The sequence below is a fragment of the Sphingobacteruim zhuxiongii genome (assembly GCF_009557615.1).
In the GTDB taxonomy this organism is placed as follows: Bacteria; Bacteroidota; Bacteroidia; order Sphingobacteriales; family Sphingobacteriaceae; genus Sphingobacterium; species Sphingobacterium zhuxiongii.
In genome coordinates, this window is record NZ_CP045652.1 from 1,277,896 (window position 1) to 1,295,633 (window position 17,738).

General features: G+C 38.8%; 18 protein-coding genes. 14 read left to right on the forward strand and 4 right to left on the reverse strand.

Features of this window, described 5'->3' with window-relative positions; translation table 11 throughout:
• Positions 1-143 precede the first annotated feature (143 nt).
• Together GFH32_RS05560 and panB are read right to left on the reverse strand one after the other, a co-directional pair.
• Entirely contained in the window at positions 144-683 is a 540-nt protein-coding gene (locus GFH32_RS05560) for a hypothetical protein (protein WP_194285674.1), read from the reverse strand.
• Between the two features lie 67 nt (positions 684-750).
• A complete protein-coding gene (gene panB, locus GFH32_RS05565) occupies positions 751-1,566 on the reverse strand; it encodes a 3-methyl-2-oxobutanoate hydroxymethyltransferase (protein WP_153510135.1) in 816 nt (271 codons plus the stop codon).
• Positions 1,567-1,686: 120 nt separating this feature from the next.
• Between panB and GFH32_RS05570 the strand changes: the two genes are divergently transcribed.
• The 4 genes from GFH32_RS05570 (at position 1,687) to GFH32_RS05585 (ending at position 4,749) form a co-directional block, all read left to right on the forward strand.
• Positions 1,687-2,430, forward strand: coding sequence for an RluA family pseudouridine synthase (locus GFH32_RS05570; protein ID WP_153510136.1), 744 nt, complete (start codon positions 1,687-1,689; stop codon positions 2,428-2,430).
• A gap of 51 nt (positions 2,431-2,481) precedes the next feature.
• Positions 2,482-3,315, forward strand: a complete 834-nt coding sequence (pyrF, locus tag GFH32_RS05575) for an orotidine-5'-phosphate decarboxylase (RefSeq protein ID WP_153510137.1) — start codon at positions 2,482-2,484, stop codon at positions 3,313-3,315.
• Positions 3,316-3,395: 80 nt separating this feature from the next.
• A complete protein-coding gene (locus GFH32_RS05580) occupies positions 3,396-4,145 on the forward strand; it encodes a hypothetical protein (protein WP_153510138.1) in 750 nt (249 codons plus the stop codon).
• Positions 4,146-4,149: 4 nt separating this feature from the next.
• Positions 4,150-4,749, forward strand: a complete 600-nt coding sequence (locus tag GFH32_RS05585; RefSeq protein WP_153510139.1) for a hypothetical protein — start codon at positions 4,150-4,152, stop codon at positions 4,747-4,749.
• A gap of 166 nt (positions 4,750-4,915) precedes the next feature.
• Here GFH32_RS05585 and GFH32_RS05590 read toward each other — a convergent pair whose 3' ends face one another.
• On the reverse strand, positions 4,916-6,043 hold the full coding sequence (locus GFH32_RS05590) for an acyloxyacyl hydrolase (protein WP_228384226.1): 1,128 nt from the start codon (positions 6,041-6,043) through the stop codon (positions 4,916-4,918).
• Positions 6,044-6,156: 113 nt separating this feature from the next.
• Between GFH32_RS05590 and GFH32_RS05595 the strand changes: the two genes are divergently transcribed.
• The 9 genes from GFH32_RS05595 to GFH32_RS05635 all read left to right on the forward strand — a co-directional run bounded on the left by GFH32_RS05595 (position 6,157) and on the right by GFH32_RS05635 (position 16,554).
• Positions 6,157-7,071, forward strand: a complete 915-nt coding sequence (locus GFH32_RS05595; RefSeq protein WP_160366793.1) for an AEC family transporter — start codon at positions 6,157-6,159, stop codon at positions 7,069-7,071.
• A gap of 102 nt (positions 7,072-7,173) precedes the next feature.
• Positions 7,174-8,139, forward strand: a complete 966-nt coding sequence (locus GFH32_RS05600) for a formylglycine-generating enzyme family protein (RefSeq protein WP_153510141.1) — start codon at positions 7,174-7,176, stop codon at positions 8,137-8,139.
• Between the two features lie 35 nt (positions 8,140-8,174).
• Positions 8,175-9,488, forward strand: coding sequence for a Gfo/Idh/MocA family protein (locus tag GFH32_RS05605; RefSeq protein WP_153510142.1), 1,314 nt, complete (start codon positions 8,175-8,177; stop codon positions 9,486-9,488).
• Between the two features lie 5 nt (positions 9,489-9,493).
• Entirely contained in the window at positions 9,494-10,501 is a 1,008-nt protein-coding gene (locus GFH32_RS05610; protein ID WP_228384227.1) for an FAD:protein FMN transferase, read from the forward strand.
• A gap of 35 nt (positions 10,502-10,536) precedes the next feature.
• Complete coding sequence (locus GFH32_RS05615; protein WP_153510143.1) at positions 10,537-11,460, forward strand: hydroxypyruvate isomerase family protein; 924 nt, start codon at positions 10,537-10,539, stop codon at positions 11,458-11,460.
• A 103-nt stretch (positions 11,461-11,563) separates the two neighbouring features.
• Positions 11,564-12,826: a nucleoside permease gene (locus GFH32_RS05620; RefSeq protein ID WP_153510144.1), complete on the forward strand. Its 1,263-nt coding sequence runs from the start codon at positions 11,564-11,566 to the stop codon at positions 12,824-12,826.
• An 11-nt stretch (positions 12,827-12,837) separates the two neighbouring features.
• Positions 12,838-14,523 (forward strand): GMC oxidoreductase, encoded by a 1,686-nt coding sequence (locus GFH32_RS05625; RefSeq protein WP_153510145.1) that lies wholly within the window; start codon positions 12,838-12,840, stop codon positions 14,521-14,523.
• Between the two features lie 19 nt (positions 14,524-14,542).
• Positions 14,543-15,967: a Gfo/Idh/MocA family protein gene (locus GFH32_RS05630; protein WP_153510146.1), complete on the forward strand. Its 1,425-nt coding sequence runs from the start codon at positions 14,543-14,545 to the stop codon at positions 15,965-15,967.
• A 14-nt stretch (positions 15,968-15,981) separates the two neighbouring features.
• Positions 15,982-16,554: a gluconate 2-dehydrogenase subunit 3 family protein gene (locus GFH32_RS05635; RefSeq protein WP_228384228.1), complete on the forward strand. Its 573-nt coding sequence runs from the start codon at positions 15,982-15,984 to the stop codon at positions 16,552-16,554.
• 38 nt (positions 16,555-16,592) lie between these two features.
• Here the strand turns inward: GFH32_RS05635 and GFH32_RS05640 are convergent, their stop codons facing one another.
• Complete coding sequence (locus tag GFH32_RS05640) at positions 16,593-17,333, reverse strand: acyl-[acyl-carrier-protein] thioesterase (protein WP_153510147.1); 741 nt, start codon at positions 17,331-17,333, stop codon at positions 16,593-16,595.
• Between the two features lie 101 nt (positions 17,334-17,434).
• On the opposite strand from GFH32_RS05640, the gene GFH32_RS05645 reads away from it, so the two are divergent.
• On the forward strand, positions 17,435-17,707 hold the full coding sequence (locus GFH32_RS05645) for a hypothetical protein (RefSeq protein WP_228384229.1): 273 nt from the start codon (positions 17,435-17,437) through the stop codon (positions 17,705-17,707).
• Positions 17,708-17,738 lie beyond the last annotated feature (31 nt).

Consider the following 17,738-nt stretch of genomic DNA (forward strand, 5'->3'; position numbering starts at 1 on the left):
AAACAAAAATCGGGAATATATGATTGCCGTTGTTACATAATTCTGATAATAAGTTATATAATTATGCAATTCTTGCTTAGAAGTCTGCAGAGAGAAAAGGTGAAATTAGCGCTAACGAGCGTTAGAATATTTGAAAGTGTGTTTTAAATACTAGGAAACAAGTTTGTTTTAGGTTTTTCCACGACCTGATTTTGAAGATCAGAAAAAAAGCGATTATTTAATGGGCTGTCTTCCAGTAAATAAGGAATGTAAATTGAGCCTTTTGCTAATTGAAGCTCGTAATACCCAAAAAGAACACCATTGTTTTTCTGTACAGATTGCACGGTTTTGATATGCTGCACGTCGGTTTGTAGGTTAAAACGAACTTGACTGCCACTGAGCCATTCAACAACGACTTCATGTGTTTGTGGGTGATACCAAATCTGTTGCTCACGAACATACTTCAGGTGGTTATTCAAGAGGAATAGATGGCTAATTAAGTAGAAGCTGATTGGGAGTAAGAATAAAAGAATTTTGATCTTTATGGCAAGCACCAATGTGATAATTAACAATACGACGCCGATAGCGACACTATAGGTCGTTGCTTTTATAGCTTTGCTTAGCACCTTAGCGCCAGCATCTAAAATATAATAACCCTGCTTAGTGCTGCGCTGTATATCAGTAGATGAATTGGTTTTCATCATGATTTTACGTGATAGGTAGTAAATTATTACGCCTACCAGACCAACAATAAGCAGGATCTTGTACATTTTAGTATTGTTCTGATTCGTTAGGGAAGGTTCCAGCTTTTACATCCGCAATGTAATTGCTTGCCGCTTTCGTAATTTCTTCTTGAAGGTCAGCGTAAAGGCGAAGGAATTTTGGTTTAAATTCTTTGTTCAAGCCCAGCATATCATTTACTACTAATACTTGACCATCACAGCCATTACCTGCACCAATGCCAATCGTCGGGATATCCAATGAATCGGAAACTTCTTTTGCTAAAGCAGCAGGGATCTTTTCTAATACAAGCATAAAGCAGCCTGCTTCTTGAAGTGCAAGTGCGTCAGCTTTTAACCTGTTTGCCTCGGCTTCTTCTTTAGCACGCACAGAGAAGTCTCCAAACTTATAGATTGATTGTGGGGTTAAACCTAAATGTCCACAAACTGGGATTCCAGAATTTACTATTTTTTTGATGTTGTCGATGATTTCCTCACCGCCTTCCAGCTTTAAAGCATGCGCGCCAGATTCTTTCATCATGCGTACCGCTGCTTTGTATGCATCTTCGACCGAGCCTTGGTATTCACCAAAAGGTAAGTCTGCAAGTACCATTGCACGTTTTGACGCTCTAGCGACTGCGGAAGCGTGGTAAATCATATGGTCAAGAGTGATCGGTAGTGTCGTTTCATATCCCGCGAATACATTGGCAGCAGAATCGCCTACCAATAGTACCTCCACACCTGCAGCATCTAGGATGCGTGCCGTCGAGAAGTCATAGGAAGTTAGCATCGAGATCTTTTCGCCTCTGGTTTTCATTTCACGTAGGGCAGAAGTAGTCACTCTTTTTATTACTTTGTGTACTGACATAGCGTTAAGATTGATTTGCAAACTTAATTATTTTTAGCGGAATTCATTCCTAATCTTACGCTTGGCTTTTAAGAAGGCTGTACAATAGAAAATTAACCTATTATTTGCTACTTTTGCAGGATGGAAATCAAAGAGCAGAATCAGTTTAAATTCCCGAAGTTTCAAGACTTAATTATTCATGAAGATGATAATCTTATTGTAATCAATAAACCACCGTTTATTGCTTCTTTAGATGCGCGTGAGGGGGGAGAAGTCAATATTCTTCGTCTGGCAAAGAAATATCATCCAGATGCGCAAGTATGCCATCGCTTGGATAAAGATACTTCCGGTGTGCTCTTAATTGCTAAGAATCCAGAAACGTATCGTTCGATGTCAATTGAGTTTGAAAAAAGACGTGTAAATAAAATATATCATGCTATTATTGGTGGGACACACGTTTTCGAGAACCTGACTGTTGATTTACCAATCTTAAATCAAGGAAATAAGAGTGTATCGATCGACCGTTACAACGGTAAGCCTTCAGAAACGATATTCAATAGTATTCGCTTCTATAAGAATTTCACTTTAGTTGAGTGCAAGCCTATTACTGGCCGTATGCATCAGATTCGGATTCACTTGGCGACACAACATGCTGCCATTGTAGGCGATCTAATGTATAAAGGAAAGCCTGTTTATCTTTCACAGATTAAAAAGCGCGGATATACATTATCAAAAGATCAAGAAGAGCAGCCTATTATGAAGCGATTTGCATTGCATTCGAAGTCGGTTAGCTTTAAATTGAATGATAAGGAGTATAGCTTTGAAGCTGAATATCCGAAGGACTTTGCCACTCTATTGAAGCAATTGGAGAAATTCGATGCTTAGTATTAATTTATAACAATCATTTTCACTTACCATAATTTAGCTATATAACAAATGAATAAGCAAGAGCTCATTAATCAGATTAAAAGCAAGAGAAGCTTTTTATGTGTTGGATTAGATACGGACTTGACTAAAATTCCAGAACATCTTTTGGATGAAGAAGACCCAATCTTTACCTTCAATAAAGCGATTATTGAAGCGACCGCTGATCTATGTGTTGCTTATAAGCCGAATATTGCATTTTATGAGAGTTACGGCGTAAAAGGATGGGAATCCTTACGTAAGACTAGTGAGATTCTTCCGAAGGATTGCTTCTCGATCGCAGATGCAAAACGTGGGGATATTGGCAATACATCCAAAATGTATGCACAAGCTTTTTTTAATCCTGAAGTATCTGGATTGAACTTCGATTCGATTACTATTGCACCGTATATGGGTGAGGATTCGGTGACACCGTTTTTAGATTTTGACGGTAAGTGGGCGATCGTTCTTGCTTTGACATCGAATCAAGGTAGTTTAGATTTTCAAAACTTCAAAAATTCGACTGGCAAGCAGTTGTTCGAAGAGGTCATCGATAAAGTTAATACCTGGGGTACTGATGAGAACATTATGTATGTTGTGGGTGCGACACGCGGGGAAGCGTTTGTGAAAATTCGCGAACATGCGCCCGATCATTTTTTATTGGTGCCGGGTGTTGGTGCTCAGGGCGGTTCGCTTGCTGATGTTTGCCAATATGGGATGAACAAAGATTGCGGATTGCTTGTCAATAGTACACGTGGAATCATCTATGCTTCGAAAGGTAAAGATTTCGCTGATCGCGCTCGCGAAGAAGCGTTGATTCTTCAAAAGGAGATGGAAGAGCAATTAAGTTTACACGGGGTACTGTAAAAGCTATTTATTTCTTACTTTTTGTTAAAACTGTCGTTTTTGGCATAATAATTTAGGTGCTTGCAAGGTTAATGTTATTTATGAAACAACTTCAATCGAGCTTGCTCTTAGGGGCTATAGCGTTTATCACAATCCTATTTACGGGATGTAGCTCCGTTTATTTGCCGAACGTGCCGGCCACACCGATGTTTACCAATGCAGGTGAGGGGTATTTGGGCGCACATGTGAATGTTAAGGGAAACGTTTCTGGTACTGCGGGTGTCGCTTTTACTGAAAACCTAGCCATTATTGCAAATGGTTCCTATATTGATAATAAAACTACCAATCAAGACTTTAAACAGCATTTAATTGAAGGCGGCTTGGGCTATTATACAGTTCTTGGTCATTCCGGGCGTAGTGTTTTGGAGTTCTATGGTGGATATGGGATTGGATCAACGCGCGATGTTGATAAACGAGCTTCTACTTCAGGAACTGATCCGGTAGAGATTCGTGATCTTGATTTCAATAAGATATTTGTTCAAGCAAACTTCTCCTCCACACGAAAAAACAAATTACGTTTATTTGGAAAGCAACGCACATTAAACTATGGGACGGCAATTCGTCTAAGTAGAATAAAGATGGACAGATTTGATTTGAATAATGCACCCGCTGCATTAGAAGAAAATCTTTACATAGAACCGGTCTTTTTTACCCGTATGGAATTGAATAAGGGTTTCCAACTTCAATATACCAATGGTTGGAACATAGGTTTGATGAAAAATGAATACCTTAAAGCGGGGAATGCTGTATTCACATTAGGATTGATTTATAATTTTGGTAAAAAGAAATAAGTATATGAAAAAGTTAGTTGGGATTTTAGGAGTAATGACTTTGTTGTTCCTTTCGGGTTGTCAGGTAAATAAAAAAGCGCAGTTGCAGGCATTAGCTGATTGTAAGTACGATGTAGAGTCCGTTGATCAGGTTAAGTTTAATGGGAAAACATTAAATTCTTACAAGGGAGCAGATGGCAATTACAGTATGTCGTCAATTGCGAATATTGCGGTTGCTTTATTTAGTAAGGAACTTCCACTGGAGGGAAAGATAAATTTGAAGATTACGAATCCGGAAGCTAAAAAAGCTGCGGTTAATTCGTTTAAATATATGATCGAGATTCAAGGCTCTCCATTGTTTGAGGGAACTGTTGACCAGAATGTAAATTTAACGCAAGGAGAAAGTGCAATCGTTCCTTTGACATTTAAAGCCAATATTTTTAATAAGGCAAAGGAAAAAGGTTTTGATAAGTTCTTTGATGAGATTTTCAACAAGAAATCGGAAGGATTCCTTGTGTTAAAAATCAAACCTTCTTTTAAAGTTGCTGGACAAAATATTTATTATCCATCGTACATTACAGTAGATAAAAACTTTGGTCAGAAAATCTTTAAGCTTTTCAAATAGATTTTAAACTGCTTATAGCAAGATTTGCTATAAGTTGAATAAGCTAGAAGCCCTTATTTAATTGGATGAATGTGGTTCGCCAATTTAATAAGGGCTTCTACTTTTTGATTCAGTTAAAGCACTGAACGTAGTTTCTTACTCTGTGTAAAATATCGAAATTTCTTTACTAGCGGTTGAACGTATATCCGACTGTCCATTCTATGAAGTCAGCCTTACCCATATGTGCTTTTATGGAAACTCCTGCATTGATATTTTTGTAAACATAATATCTAGCTCCGGCGCGTAGAAAGTATTTTCTAATCTCTCCATTAAAGCTTTGGTTGTGAATATAATAACCGATATTTCCATTTAATACCAATCGTTCGTTGAGAATATGAGCAATATAGAAAGATGGACCTCCAGATAGTTTGGATGATAGTTCTCCCGACTTATCTCCCGCAATCTCTGTATCATTTCCGGAAGATGAGTAGAATAAATCAAATCCTCCACCTAAACGCCATTTATAGGATACATGACGGCTAGCATAAACGCTAAAAGTACTCTTCAAGAAACGCTGATCTAAATCATTACGTAATTGTTTTAATCCAACACCGTAATTAACGTGGTACATTATTTTTTTACTATAGGGCTCTAAAATGGAATCTCTTTTGATTTTTAAATCTGGATTGATTTGATATGCAGCCGATAGTGTTAATGGAACAAGGTTTACGCCCTTATTTGGAAGTGCTAATGCTCCATTCGAGAAATGATGGAATGCGAATCCGGCTCCGAGTTTCCAATGTGGATCGACCTGATATTGCGCCCGAATTCCCAAGTCAATGAATACATTATTTTTAGATCCAATAACTAAGTTTAATGGGTTTTCATGCTCATTGTAAGGTTTGAAGTTACCAGATAGACCTAATCCTATGCGGTAGTCATAACTCCATTTAGAGTCTTCTTTAGGTGAAATAGGTGTTTGTACGAAGCCGTATACAGCGTAGGGGCTTCCAATAATATCGGAGTGGAAAGTACTTGAATAGATGCCTATGCCATAAATTGGATAATTGTAAATCTGATAGTACTGATCTTTTTTTGCACGTTGCTTAAATCCAATCTTGAAATTCAATCCATTATAGTATGCACCTTCATAAGTGGTTTCTTTAAGTCCTGATTGCTGAAGTATTCCTCCGTTTTCGACTTCTAATTCGAAAACTAATGGGCTTCGCTTTATTTTTTTAGCTATACTATCGATTTGTGCCGATGCAAAAAAAGGGAGGATAAGGGAAAATATGATGACTAAGACTCTGTTCACTAGCTAAAGAATTTTGCGGTTTTTTAGACGAGGAACAAAAATAGTAATAACTTTGTCAGGTCAAACGGGCCCTCTGTCATTTTTTAATGATACAGGGTGAAAAACATTAACAAGTGTCGAATTTTATCCTCATTGTTTTCTGCTTAGCCGCTGGTGTGCTTAGCCGAAAGATGAATTGGGTTGCAAAGGATGGCTTTCGAGCCTTGAATGCCTGGGTGTTATATTTTGGATTGCCCGCAATCTCTTTCTATTACCTGCCTAAATTAACCTGGGACAATAGTCTAATCTTTACTCTAGCAGGCCCTATTCTTGTTTTGATAGGATCGGTTTTGTTTTTTTATGTACTTGGGAAAATATTAGCTTTATCCAAGCGTACTTCCCATACCTTGATGTTAGTAGCAGGTCTTAGCAATACCTCCTTTGTCGGCTTCCCCTTGATTACTGCGTATTTTGGAGCGGAACGCTTGCCAATTGGTATCGTTGCTGATCAAATGACTTTCTTTCTGCTTTCTTCAGTTGGTGTTTTGATTGCAACTAAAGGAAGTCTGAATACGAATAAGAAGATTAATTTAGCGTTTATTGCTAAACGGGTTTTTACTTTTCCACCACTCATCGGTTGTCTGCTTGCGTTGATTACGACGCAATTTATTGACTTAACTTCTTTAGATGAATTCTTCCATATGATTGCTGGAACTGTATCGCCTATCGCGTTATTCTCCATCGGTCTTCAACTAAATTTTACAATAGTAAAAAGTGAGGTTCCTAATATTATTTATGCGATGCTCTATAAATTAATATTAGCTCCCTTGGCTGTATTCCTAATTGCCTACTATTTTGGCTTTCGAGGACCTATCGTTGAGATCTCTATTTTTGAGATGGCAATGCCCAGTTTAGTGGCAACCAGTATAGTTATTAGCCAATTTAAACTAAATAGTAAACTAGGAAATAGTGTTATTGGATTAAGTATTCCTTTAGGATTATTAACTACCTACCTGTGGTATCAAATTTTGAATATTTTCATAATGTAACTGAAATGTTATCAATATAGGCGAGCTTTTTTTTATCTTTATCAATCGTGTAGTTGATACACTGATAATAACATAATTTATAAGCTTAGTTTTCAGATTAATATGAAGAAATTAATTTTCTTTGCCTTATTAGCTAGTTCTTTCCATTCCTCCGCGCAACAGAATCATGAGCGTTACATTCAAAAAATAAACGGTACAAGTTTAGAATTCAGTATGGAAGCAATTCCTGCAGGGGAGTTTTCAATGGGAAGTGCAAAGTCAGGCAATGAGGATGAGAAACCTGTTCATCAAGTCAAATTAGATGCTTTTTGGATGGGTACCTATGAAGTAACTTGGAACTTATTTGAACCTTTTCTCTACAAAGACTACGAGGTTACTAAATCTACTGATGGGAAAGTTCCTACTGAAGTTGATGCTGTTACAAGACCAACAAAACCTTATTTAGATATGACCTTTGGTTATGGTAAAGACGGGCAACCAGCTTTGGCCATGACTCACTATAATGCCATACAATTCTGTAAATGGCTATATGTAAGAACTGGTGTTTTCTATCGTCTTCCAACGGAAGCAGAATGGGAGTATGCTTGTCGCGCTGGTTCTAGCAGCGAGTACTTCTTTGGCGATGATGCTACTAAACTAGCTGAATATGCTTCATTTAAAGATAATAGCGGCGGCCAAACAGTAAAAGTAGGTACTAAGAAGGCAAATCCTTGGGGTTTATTCGATATGCTTGGGAATGTTGCAGAGTGGACGTACGATCAATATGATGCAAACTTCTATGCTACCTTTAAAGGTAAAGTAGCAGAGAATCCTGAGAATGTTCCAACTACTTTGTATCCGCATGTTGTCCGTGGTGGATCTTTCGAAAGTGAAGCTATCGATTTACGCTCTGCAGCACGTGGTGCTTCAGATGCTATTTGGAAACAATTAGATCCTCAAATTCCAAAGTCAAACTGGTGGTTCCCAGAAGCGCCTTTCGTAGGTATGCGTCTTGTACGTCCAGTAAAGCAACCAAGTCATGCTGAGATCATGGATTACTATGACAAAGCGCCAATTAAAGACTTTTAATCAGAATCAATTACTAAAACAATACATTATAAACCATGGAAAATCTAAATCGTCGAGGATTTATTAAATCTTCATCAGGCCTTGTTGGTGCTGCAGCATTGACGAGTGGTGTAGTCGGAAAAGTATTCGCAGGTGGGAGCGATGTGATCAAGATTGCCTTGATCGGTTGTGGTGGCCGCGGCACAGGAGCAACTTTTGATGCTTTTGCTTCAGGGCAAAACATTCAATTGGTAGCGATGGCTGATGCTTTTAAAGATAATTTAGATCAAACGTACAAAACTTTAAAGGAGAAATTTGGGGATAAAATTAATGTGCCAGATAGCCGTAAATACGTAGGATTTGATGCTTATAAAGCTGCGATTGCAGACGCTGATGTTGTTTTATTAACAACGCCTCCAGGATTCCGTCCATTACATTTTGCTGAAGCAGTTCGCGCAGGTAAGCATGTATTTATGGAAAAGGCGGTAGCAACTGATATTCCAGGTGTTCGCAGTGTGTTGGAGACAGCAAAAGAAGCAAGACGTAAGAAATTAAACGTTGTTGTTGGTTTGCAACGCCGTTATCAAAATAACTACCGTGAGGCAATTAAGCGTATTCACGATGGTGCAATTGGCGATGTAGTTGCGGGTCAAGTATATTGGAATAGTGGTGGTGTTTGGGTTCGTCCGCGTAAACCAGGACAAACAGAAATGGAGTATCAAATGCGTAACTGGTATTATTTTAACTGGTTATGTGGTGATCATATCGTAGAACAACACGTTCATAATATTGATATTGCAAACTGGGTTAAAGGTAAATATCCTGTTTCTATTCAAGGTACAGGTTCTAGAGCACACAGAACAGGCAAAGAATACGGTGAGATTTACGATAACTTCGCGTTAGAGATGACTTACGATGATGGGTCAGTTGTATACAGCCAATGTCGTCACTTTGAGGGAATCTCAAACCGTGTTGATGAGACTTTCCAAGCTACTAAAGGTCGTGTTTATCTTTCGGCAAGTAATCAAGCGATATTATGGGACGCGCAAGGAAAAGAAATCTATAGACACAATACAAAAGGTAACCCTAACCCTTATCAGCAAGAACACAAAGAATTGTTCGAAGCGATTGCAAAGGGTGAGTATAAATTTGACAATGCAGAATACGGTGCTTACAGTAGTTTAGCTGGTATTATCGGTCGTATTGCAGTTTACACAGGTAAAGTAATTAAGTGGGATGAAGCAATGAAATCAAATATTGATTTAATGCCAGATCGTCTTGCATGGGATGCTATGCCAAAGGTTGTTCCTAATGCTGATGGATTCTATCCAGTAGCTGTACCAGGACATGACGTTGAGAAATTTATTTAATAGCCGTGATTAACTGGCTTAATCTATTCGGTATAATGGGAATTGGTTGTTGTGCTTATGCGCAACAACCAATTTCTAATTTACAGCGCTATAATATTGAAGGTACCGCACAAGGGACAACCTATGCGGTAAGCTATTATGCCGAAGATGAGGAGGTAAATAAAATACAGCTAGATAGTATCTTCAATGTGATCGATGAGTCGATGTCGCTATATCGCCCGAATTCATTAATCAGCAAGTTTAACAACAATGTTGTTAGCGAGTTGGAAATGGATCAACATATGAAAATTGTCATGAAGAAATCATTTGAAATCAATAAGAAATCAAAAGGTATCTTCGATATTACCGTGAAACCTTTAGTTTCTTTATGGGGATTCGGTCCTGAGAAAGTGACAGGCATTCCTGACTCCAATGTTGTTCAGTCGACGTTAGCATACATAGGTATGGATAAGTTGCGGATGAAGGGGAATAAGCTGTTGAAGAAAGATAAACGCGTCGCTATTGATCTTAATGGAATTGCTCAAGGCTATACGGTCGATGTTCTTTATGATTTCCTGCTTTCAAAAAAGATTACTTCGTTTTTGGTTGAGGTAGGAGGAGAGATTAGAACACACGGTTATAAGCCCAAGAATGAGACCTATAAAATATTAATACAACGACCAGATGAAGCCAAGGAACAAAGAAACCATGTGATATCCCTTCATAATAAGGCTGTCACAACTTCTGGAAGTTATGAGAAATATCGTACTGTCAATAACTACCGTTTTTCACATCATATGGATGCGAAGACTGGCTATCCATTAAAATCAACCATTATCACCGTTACGGTGATTGCTGATAAGGCAATGGATGCGGATGGCTTAGATAACGTATTTATGGCTATGAAGCCAGCAGAGGCGGTCGCATTTGCGAATGCCAAAAATAAAATTGATATTTATTTGCTGTATTTGGACCAAGGAATTGTCAAAGAAGCCTATTCCAAAGGTTTTAACAAATATATTTTAACCAACTAGCACGCAGGTGCAGTAAAACTTAAACTTAATCCTACATGAAAAGATCAGAATTCTTAAAGAACAGTTCCATGCTTGTTGGTGGCACTTTATTAGGTGGTACAGCTGTAGCGGGCTCTGCGTCAAATGAGCAGAATGCTAAAGTTGCTAATCAGACATTCAAACTAGACTATGCACCTCACCAGGGGATGTTTAGTGCAACTGCAGGAAAGAACTTTTTGGATGAAATTAAATATATGCACGATCTAGGATTCCGTAGTATTGAAGACAACGGAATGCCATCTAGAACGGCTGATGAACAAAAGAAAATTGGTGATTTACTAGCCAAACTTGGCATGCGCATGGGTGTATTCGTTGTCCCTAAAGGTGGCAATGGCGCGAATTCATTGGCAGCAGGTAAGCAAGAGTTTATTGATATCTTTTTAAAAGGATGTAAAGAATCGGTAGAGATTGCAAAGCGTTGTAATGCAAAGTGGGCAACTGTTGTACCTGGCGACTATGCGAGAAAGCTTCCTATAGGAGTACAGACTGCAAATGTAGTGGAAGCGTTGAAACGTGGAGCAGAGATTTTTGAACCACATGGCCTAACGATGGTATTGGAACCTTTGAGCGATACTCCAGATTTATTCTTACGCTTCACAGATCAAACTTATGAGATTTGTAAAGCAGTAGGTAGCCCGTCTGTAAAGATCCTTTACGATGCATATCATCAACAAAAGAACGAAGGAAACCTCATCAATTTAATGGATTTATGTTGGAGTGAGATTGCTTATATCCAAGTCGGAGACAATCCTGGACGTAAAGAACCAACAACTGGCGAGGTTAACTATAAAAATGTATTTAAGTGGTTGCACGAAAAAGGATATAAAGGCGTTGTAGGTATGGAACATGGAATGTCAAAATCAGGAAAAGAAGGGGAATTAGCCCTTGTGAAGGCCTATAGAGAAGTTGATTCTTTCTAGTGCTAAACCTTTTTAGTGTATCTAACAAATTTGTTATCCTATTTTATAAACCGTTAATAATATCTATATTTAGTACCGTTAAATTTAAATAAGCCTATATTACATGTCATCATCTATCAAATTTAAATTATCCTTCATGATGTTCTTAGAGTTCTTTATATGGGGCTCTTGGTTCGTGACGTTGGGTCGCTATTTGCCGAAAAACTTAAATGCTTCAGGCTTTGAAATCGCCAATGTATTCTCTACTCAATCTTGGGGAGCTATTATCGCCCCGTTTATTGTAGGTATGATTGCCGATCGGTTCTTTAACGCGGAACGCGTATTAGGGACTTTACATATCATTGGTGCCGTATTGTTGTTTCAAATGTACAATGCCACGGATATCGCTGCATTTTTCCCGTATGTATTAGGATATATGATTCTTTACATGCCAACTTTAGCATTAGTGAACTCCATCTCTTTCAGACAGCTTTCTAACCCAGAAAGCCAGTTCTCTAATATTCGAATCTTCGGAACAATTGGATGGATCATTGCTGGACTTTCCATTTCATATTTATTTAAATGGGATAGTACCCAAGGTATTGAAGATGGATTATTGAGAAATACATTCTTAATGGCTTCGATAGCTTCGTTATTATTGGGAGTATTCAGCTTTTTATTACCGAAAACACCTCCAGTAAAAGATGATGGAAAAGAAAAACCTTCAGTAGCCTCCATCATTGGATTGGATGCAATCAAATTGTTAAAGGATAGAAACTTCTTTGTATTCTTCCTTTCATCAGTATTAATCTGTATTCCATTAGCCTTCTATTACCAGAACGCGAATGACTTCCTTGGCGATGTAGGGATGGAAGAGGTGACTGGTAAAATGACCATCGGACAGATTTCAGAAGCTTTATGTTTATTATTACTTCCGGTCTTCTTTGCACGCTTCGGCTTCAAAAACACCATCTTGGTGGGTATGTTAGCTTGGGCAATTCGTTATGGTCTATTTGCCTACGGAAACACAGATACGAATACCTATATGCTTTATATCGGTATTGCTTTACACGGTATTTGTTATGACTTCTTCTTTGTATCGGGACAAATCTATACTGATTTCAAAGCGGGAGATAAATATAAGAGTGCTGCGCAGGGTTTAATTACCTTAGCAACCTACGGTGTGGGGCAGCTTATTGGCTTCCAAGTGGCGGCTTATGTAGGAGAATTATACAAAGATTATAAAGCAGATAATATCCACGAATTTTGGCAACATGTATGGTTAGTACCAGCAGGAATTGCTATTGTGGTCATGTTGTTATTCCTTCTTTTATTCAAAAACGAACGGGTTGCAACAGTTAAATTAAATCAATCAGAAACTAATTAAATAGAAAAGTAATGGTAGAGAATAATGTTTATGATGCCATTGTAATCGGATCTGGTATTAGCGGCGGATGGGCAGCTAAAGAACTAACTGAAAAAGGTCTGAAGACAATCATGTTAGAGCGTGGTCGCAATGTCGAGCACGTGAAAGATTACCATGCAAATAAGGATAGTTGGGAATACCCTCATCGTGGTGGTAGAACCAAGCAAATGGAAGCTGACTATCCAGTGCTAAAGCGTGACTATGCGTTAAATGAGAAGAACTTGGATTTTTGGGTTGACGAAAAAGAAAGCCCATATGTAGAGAAGAAACGCTTTGACTGGTTTAGAGGATACCATGTTGGTGGTCGTTCATTAATGTGGGGGCGTCAGAGTTACCGTTTTGGTGATTTAGACTTCGAAGCCAATGCTAAAGATGGTCATGGAGTAGATTGGCCGATTCGTTATAAAGATATTGCGCCTTGGTATAGCTATGCTGAGAAATGGGCAGGTATTTCTGGAAACCGTGACGGCTTAGATGTGCTGCCTGATGGAGATTTTCTTCCAGCAATGGAATTCAACTTCGTGGAGCGTGATTTAGCTGATCGTTTGAAAAAACAATATGGTGGTAATCGTCATTTCATTATGGGACGTACCGCAAATATTACTAAACCACATACTGGACGTATCAACTGTCAATTTCAAAATCAATGTTGGTTAGGCTGTAACTTTGGAGGATACTTCTCTACACAGTCATCAACCTTGCCTCCAGCAATGAAAACAGGTAATCTAACATTACGTCCATTCTCGATTGTGACGAAGATTATCTATGATAAAAACACTAAAAAAGCAAAAGGAGTAGAGATAATCGATGCGGAAACAAATCAAACTTATGAGTTTTTCGCTAAGGTAATCTTTGTTTGTGCTTCGGCATTTAACTCCACTTGGGTCTTAATGAACTCCGCAACTGATGTATGGGAAGGTGGTTTAGGAAGTAGCTCAGGCGAACTTGGTCACAATGCCATGGATCACCATTTCCGTTTAGGAGCGAGTGGTCGTGTGGAGGGTTACGAAGATAAATATATGTTCGGTCGTCGTCCGACTGGCTTATACGTGCCTCGTTTTGTGAATGTTGCATCTGACACCAAAAAACGTGACTATGTTCGCGGATTTGGTTACCAAGGCTCTGCAGGCCGCGGACGTTGGTCAGGTGAGATTGCTGAAATGGCAGTAGGTGGCGCTTGGAAAGATGCGTTATGTGAACCAGGAGACTGGTCAGCAGGCTTTACTGCGTTTGGAGAGATTCTTCCATACCATGATAATCGCATTTTCCTTGATAAAGAAGTGAAGGATAAATGGGGATTACCAGTGTTAGCAATGGATATGGAGTTGAAGGATAACGAACATAAGATGCGTAAAGACATGACCGAAGAGATGAAGAATATGTTAGAGTCAATCGGTTTAAAAGATGTGAACACTTATGATGGTGGTTATAACTTCGGGATGGGTATCCATGAGATGGGAACAGCACGTATGGGCTTAGATCCAAAGACATCGGTACTGAATAAACACAATCAAGTTTGGGATGCAACGAACGTTTACGTAACGGATGGTGCAGCAATGACTTCAGCAGGATGTGTGAATCCATCACTTACCTATATGGCATTAACAGCAAGAGCAGTTGATCATGCAGTGAGTGAGCTTAAAAAAGGTAATATCTAATTGAACTAAACCGAACATTATGAGTAATAATAATTCAAGAAGGGAATTTCTAAAGAACTCAGCAATCGCTGCAGCAGGATTTAGTATTGTTCCACGTCACGTCTTAGGCGGATCAGGATTCTTAGCGCCAAGTGATCGTTTAATTGTTGCCGGTATAGGTGTAGGTGGAAAAGGAGAGAGCGACATTAAAGCGTTTGCCGATAGCGGAAAAGCGGAAGTAGCCTATTTATGTGACGTCGATGAGCGTCGTGCTGCAAATTCTGTAAAAAGATTTCCTAAAGCAAAATTTTACAAAGACTATAGAGAGATGTTAGATAAGGAACATAAGCATATCGATGCGGTTTCTGTTTCATCTCCCGATCATAACCATGCGATTCAAGCATTAGCGGCAATGCAATTAGGCAAACACGTTTATGTTCAAAAACCTTTAACCCACGATATTTGGGAAGCAAGAGTTTTAACGCATGCAGCAAAAAAATATAAAGTCGTTACGCAGATGGGTAACCAAGGAGCGTCAAACGATGGTCCTCGTGAAATCCGCGAATGGTATGAAGCAGGCTTAATTGGCGATGTACATACCGTTTACTGTTGGACCGATAGACCAGTATGGCCTCAAGGAATTCAATGGCCTAGTCAAAAAGCTCAGGTTCCAAAAGAACTAGACTGGGATTTATGGTTAGGTACTGCACCTCAAAAAGACTATATCGACAAATTAGTGCCATTTAACTGGCGCGGATGGTGGGATTATGGAACCGGTGCATTAGGCGATATGGGATGCCACTTGTTAGAAGTGCCTTTTAGCGTCTTAGGTTTATCGTACTTACAAGATGTACAAGCATCAGTAGGATCGGTCTATGTAGATGAGTTCAAACGCGGATATTTCCCTGAAAGCTGTCCGCCATCGAGTCACGCAACAATGACTTTCCCTAAAGCGTTAAGAACAAATGGTCCAGTAACCTTACATTGGATGGATGGTGGTATTCAACCTGCACGTCCAGTAGAGCTTGAACCAAATGAAATCTTTGGTGATGGTGGTAATGGTATCTTAATGATTGGTACGAAAGGTAAAGTTTTAGCTGATACGTACGGTGACAATGCTCGTTTATTGCCGACTACGCGCAAAGAGAACGTAGCCATGAAATATGCTCGTGTAGCGGGTAAAGCAAGCGGACACTATGGACAATGGGTGGAGGCATGTATTGCCGGATATGGTAAGAAAGAAGTAAGTGCTCCTTTCGAAATTTCAGGTCCATTAACCGAAGCATTGTTGATGGCGAATTTAGCAATCCGTGGTGCTGACATGAGAATCGATGGTAAGTATCCAGGGCGTAATTTGAAGCTACTATGGGATAATGACAATATGAAAGTGACTAACTTTGATATGGTAAACCAATTCGTTAAGCGTCAATATCGCAAAGGATGGGAAATTAATTATTCATTTTAAGAAGGTATAAGAAGATGATGAATAGAAGAGAAGCGTTAAAGCGCGTAGCCTTTATCATGGGTGGTACTGTTATCGGTGCTAATCTATTTTTGGAGGGATGTACTCGTCCCGCATCGAAAGATGTAGCTACGTTATTTGAAGCGAAAACAACAGATTATTTAGGAGAATTGGCAGAAGCAATTCTTCCAAAAACTTCGACTCCTGGTGCTAAAGAAGCAGGAGTAGGCGAATTTATCCCAGTGATGATCCGTGATTGTTACGATGAGAAGGATCAGAAATCATTCTTAGATGGTTTAAATGGCGTTGAAGATCGTGCGAAAAAAGATTTCAAAAAGGGATTCTTAGAATTGACTCCTGAAGAGAAACTTAAATTCGTAAATACATACGATAAAGAAGCAAAGGAATATCAAACAAACAAAAAAGAAGAAGAACCGAATCATTTCTTTACCATGTTGAAGCAATTGACTTTGACAGGTTTCTTCACTTCAGAAGTTGGTATGAAAAAGGCCTTACGCTACGTTAAAATCCCTGGAAAATATGATGGAAACTATCCATATAAAAAGGGAGACAAAGCTTGGGCGTTATAGTATAAAAAAAGCCTTCCGTCAATCGGAAGGCTTTTTTTTTATGCTTTTTTTGTTAGTTGCATCAAGAAGTGCGGTCGCTCTCCTCGAGTAATGCTATAAATCGCATTTTGATCATCGATTCTGGCTTCGTTAATCGCGACTTGATTCCCATAAGACAATTCCCTTAGAAAGTTCATCTCGACGGTTTTAATTTTGCCGGATAATACTTCTTTCGGATCTAATGCATCGAAGCACCAGTCCATATATTTAACATTGTTCGCATGATTGACAATATCCAAATCGGATAAGACAACCTGATAATCTCTAATTTTGTTAAAAGCAACATTCCCATCGATTCGTTCAGCAGTTCTTGAAGTCATGATACGATCGGGATGGGGAATGACATGATCTGTACTCGCGATTAGCGTTTCAGCACGTCGTGCCTCAATGTTGAAGACTGCCCATAAGCTCGTTGCAGCAACAAGTCTACGTTGTCCAAAAAGCACTTCGAAATTACGTGTTGAGCGCGATCCGGAGAAGTCTTGAATCCATGTTCTAACGGTAATCGTCTGTTCAAAAATCGGAAGCTTTTCTATTTCGATGAGCATTCGGCTGAGTACCCAAGATTGTTTCGTGCGTAAAATGGCTTTGGTGCCAAAACCTAAGATATCAGCATGCTCGCTTGCGGAAACTTGCAATATATTATCGAGTTCACTGTATTTAAGCTGTCCGTTTGGATAACATTGTGTGAAGTTGAGTTTCCATTCTTTTTCAAAGATACCTTCTTCCATTTTATTCATATTTCATGCGAATGTAACTAATTTAATATTCTAAAATAAAACACTTGTCATTTTATATATAAATCCCTAATTTGACGTTAACCTAATAAACAAGAGTAAGTATGAGCATGATTGGAACATTAATAGAAAAAGAGCAAGTTGATAAATTCAAAATCATTCCTGCCGAGATTGATAATTCAGAGAAGTTTATGTCGAGGTTACAAAGTGCTTTACGCTTAGGGAATGAGTTTAAGTCAAAAACAGACATTGTATTTAATACCGAAGAAGGACCGATGCGTATTGAAACTACGGTATGGTCGTTAACCGATAAATATTTACAAATCAAACACGGAATTTTAATCCCATTGCGATCATTAATTGCAGTGGAATACTAAGAGAAAGGGCATCAGATTTTGATGCCCTTTT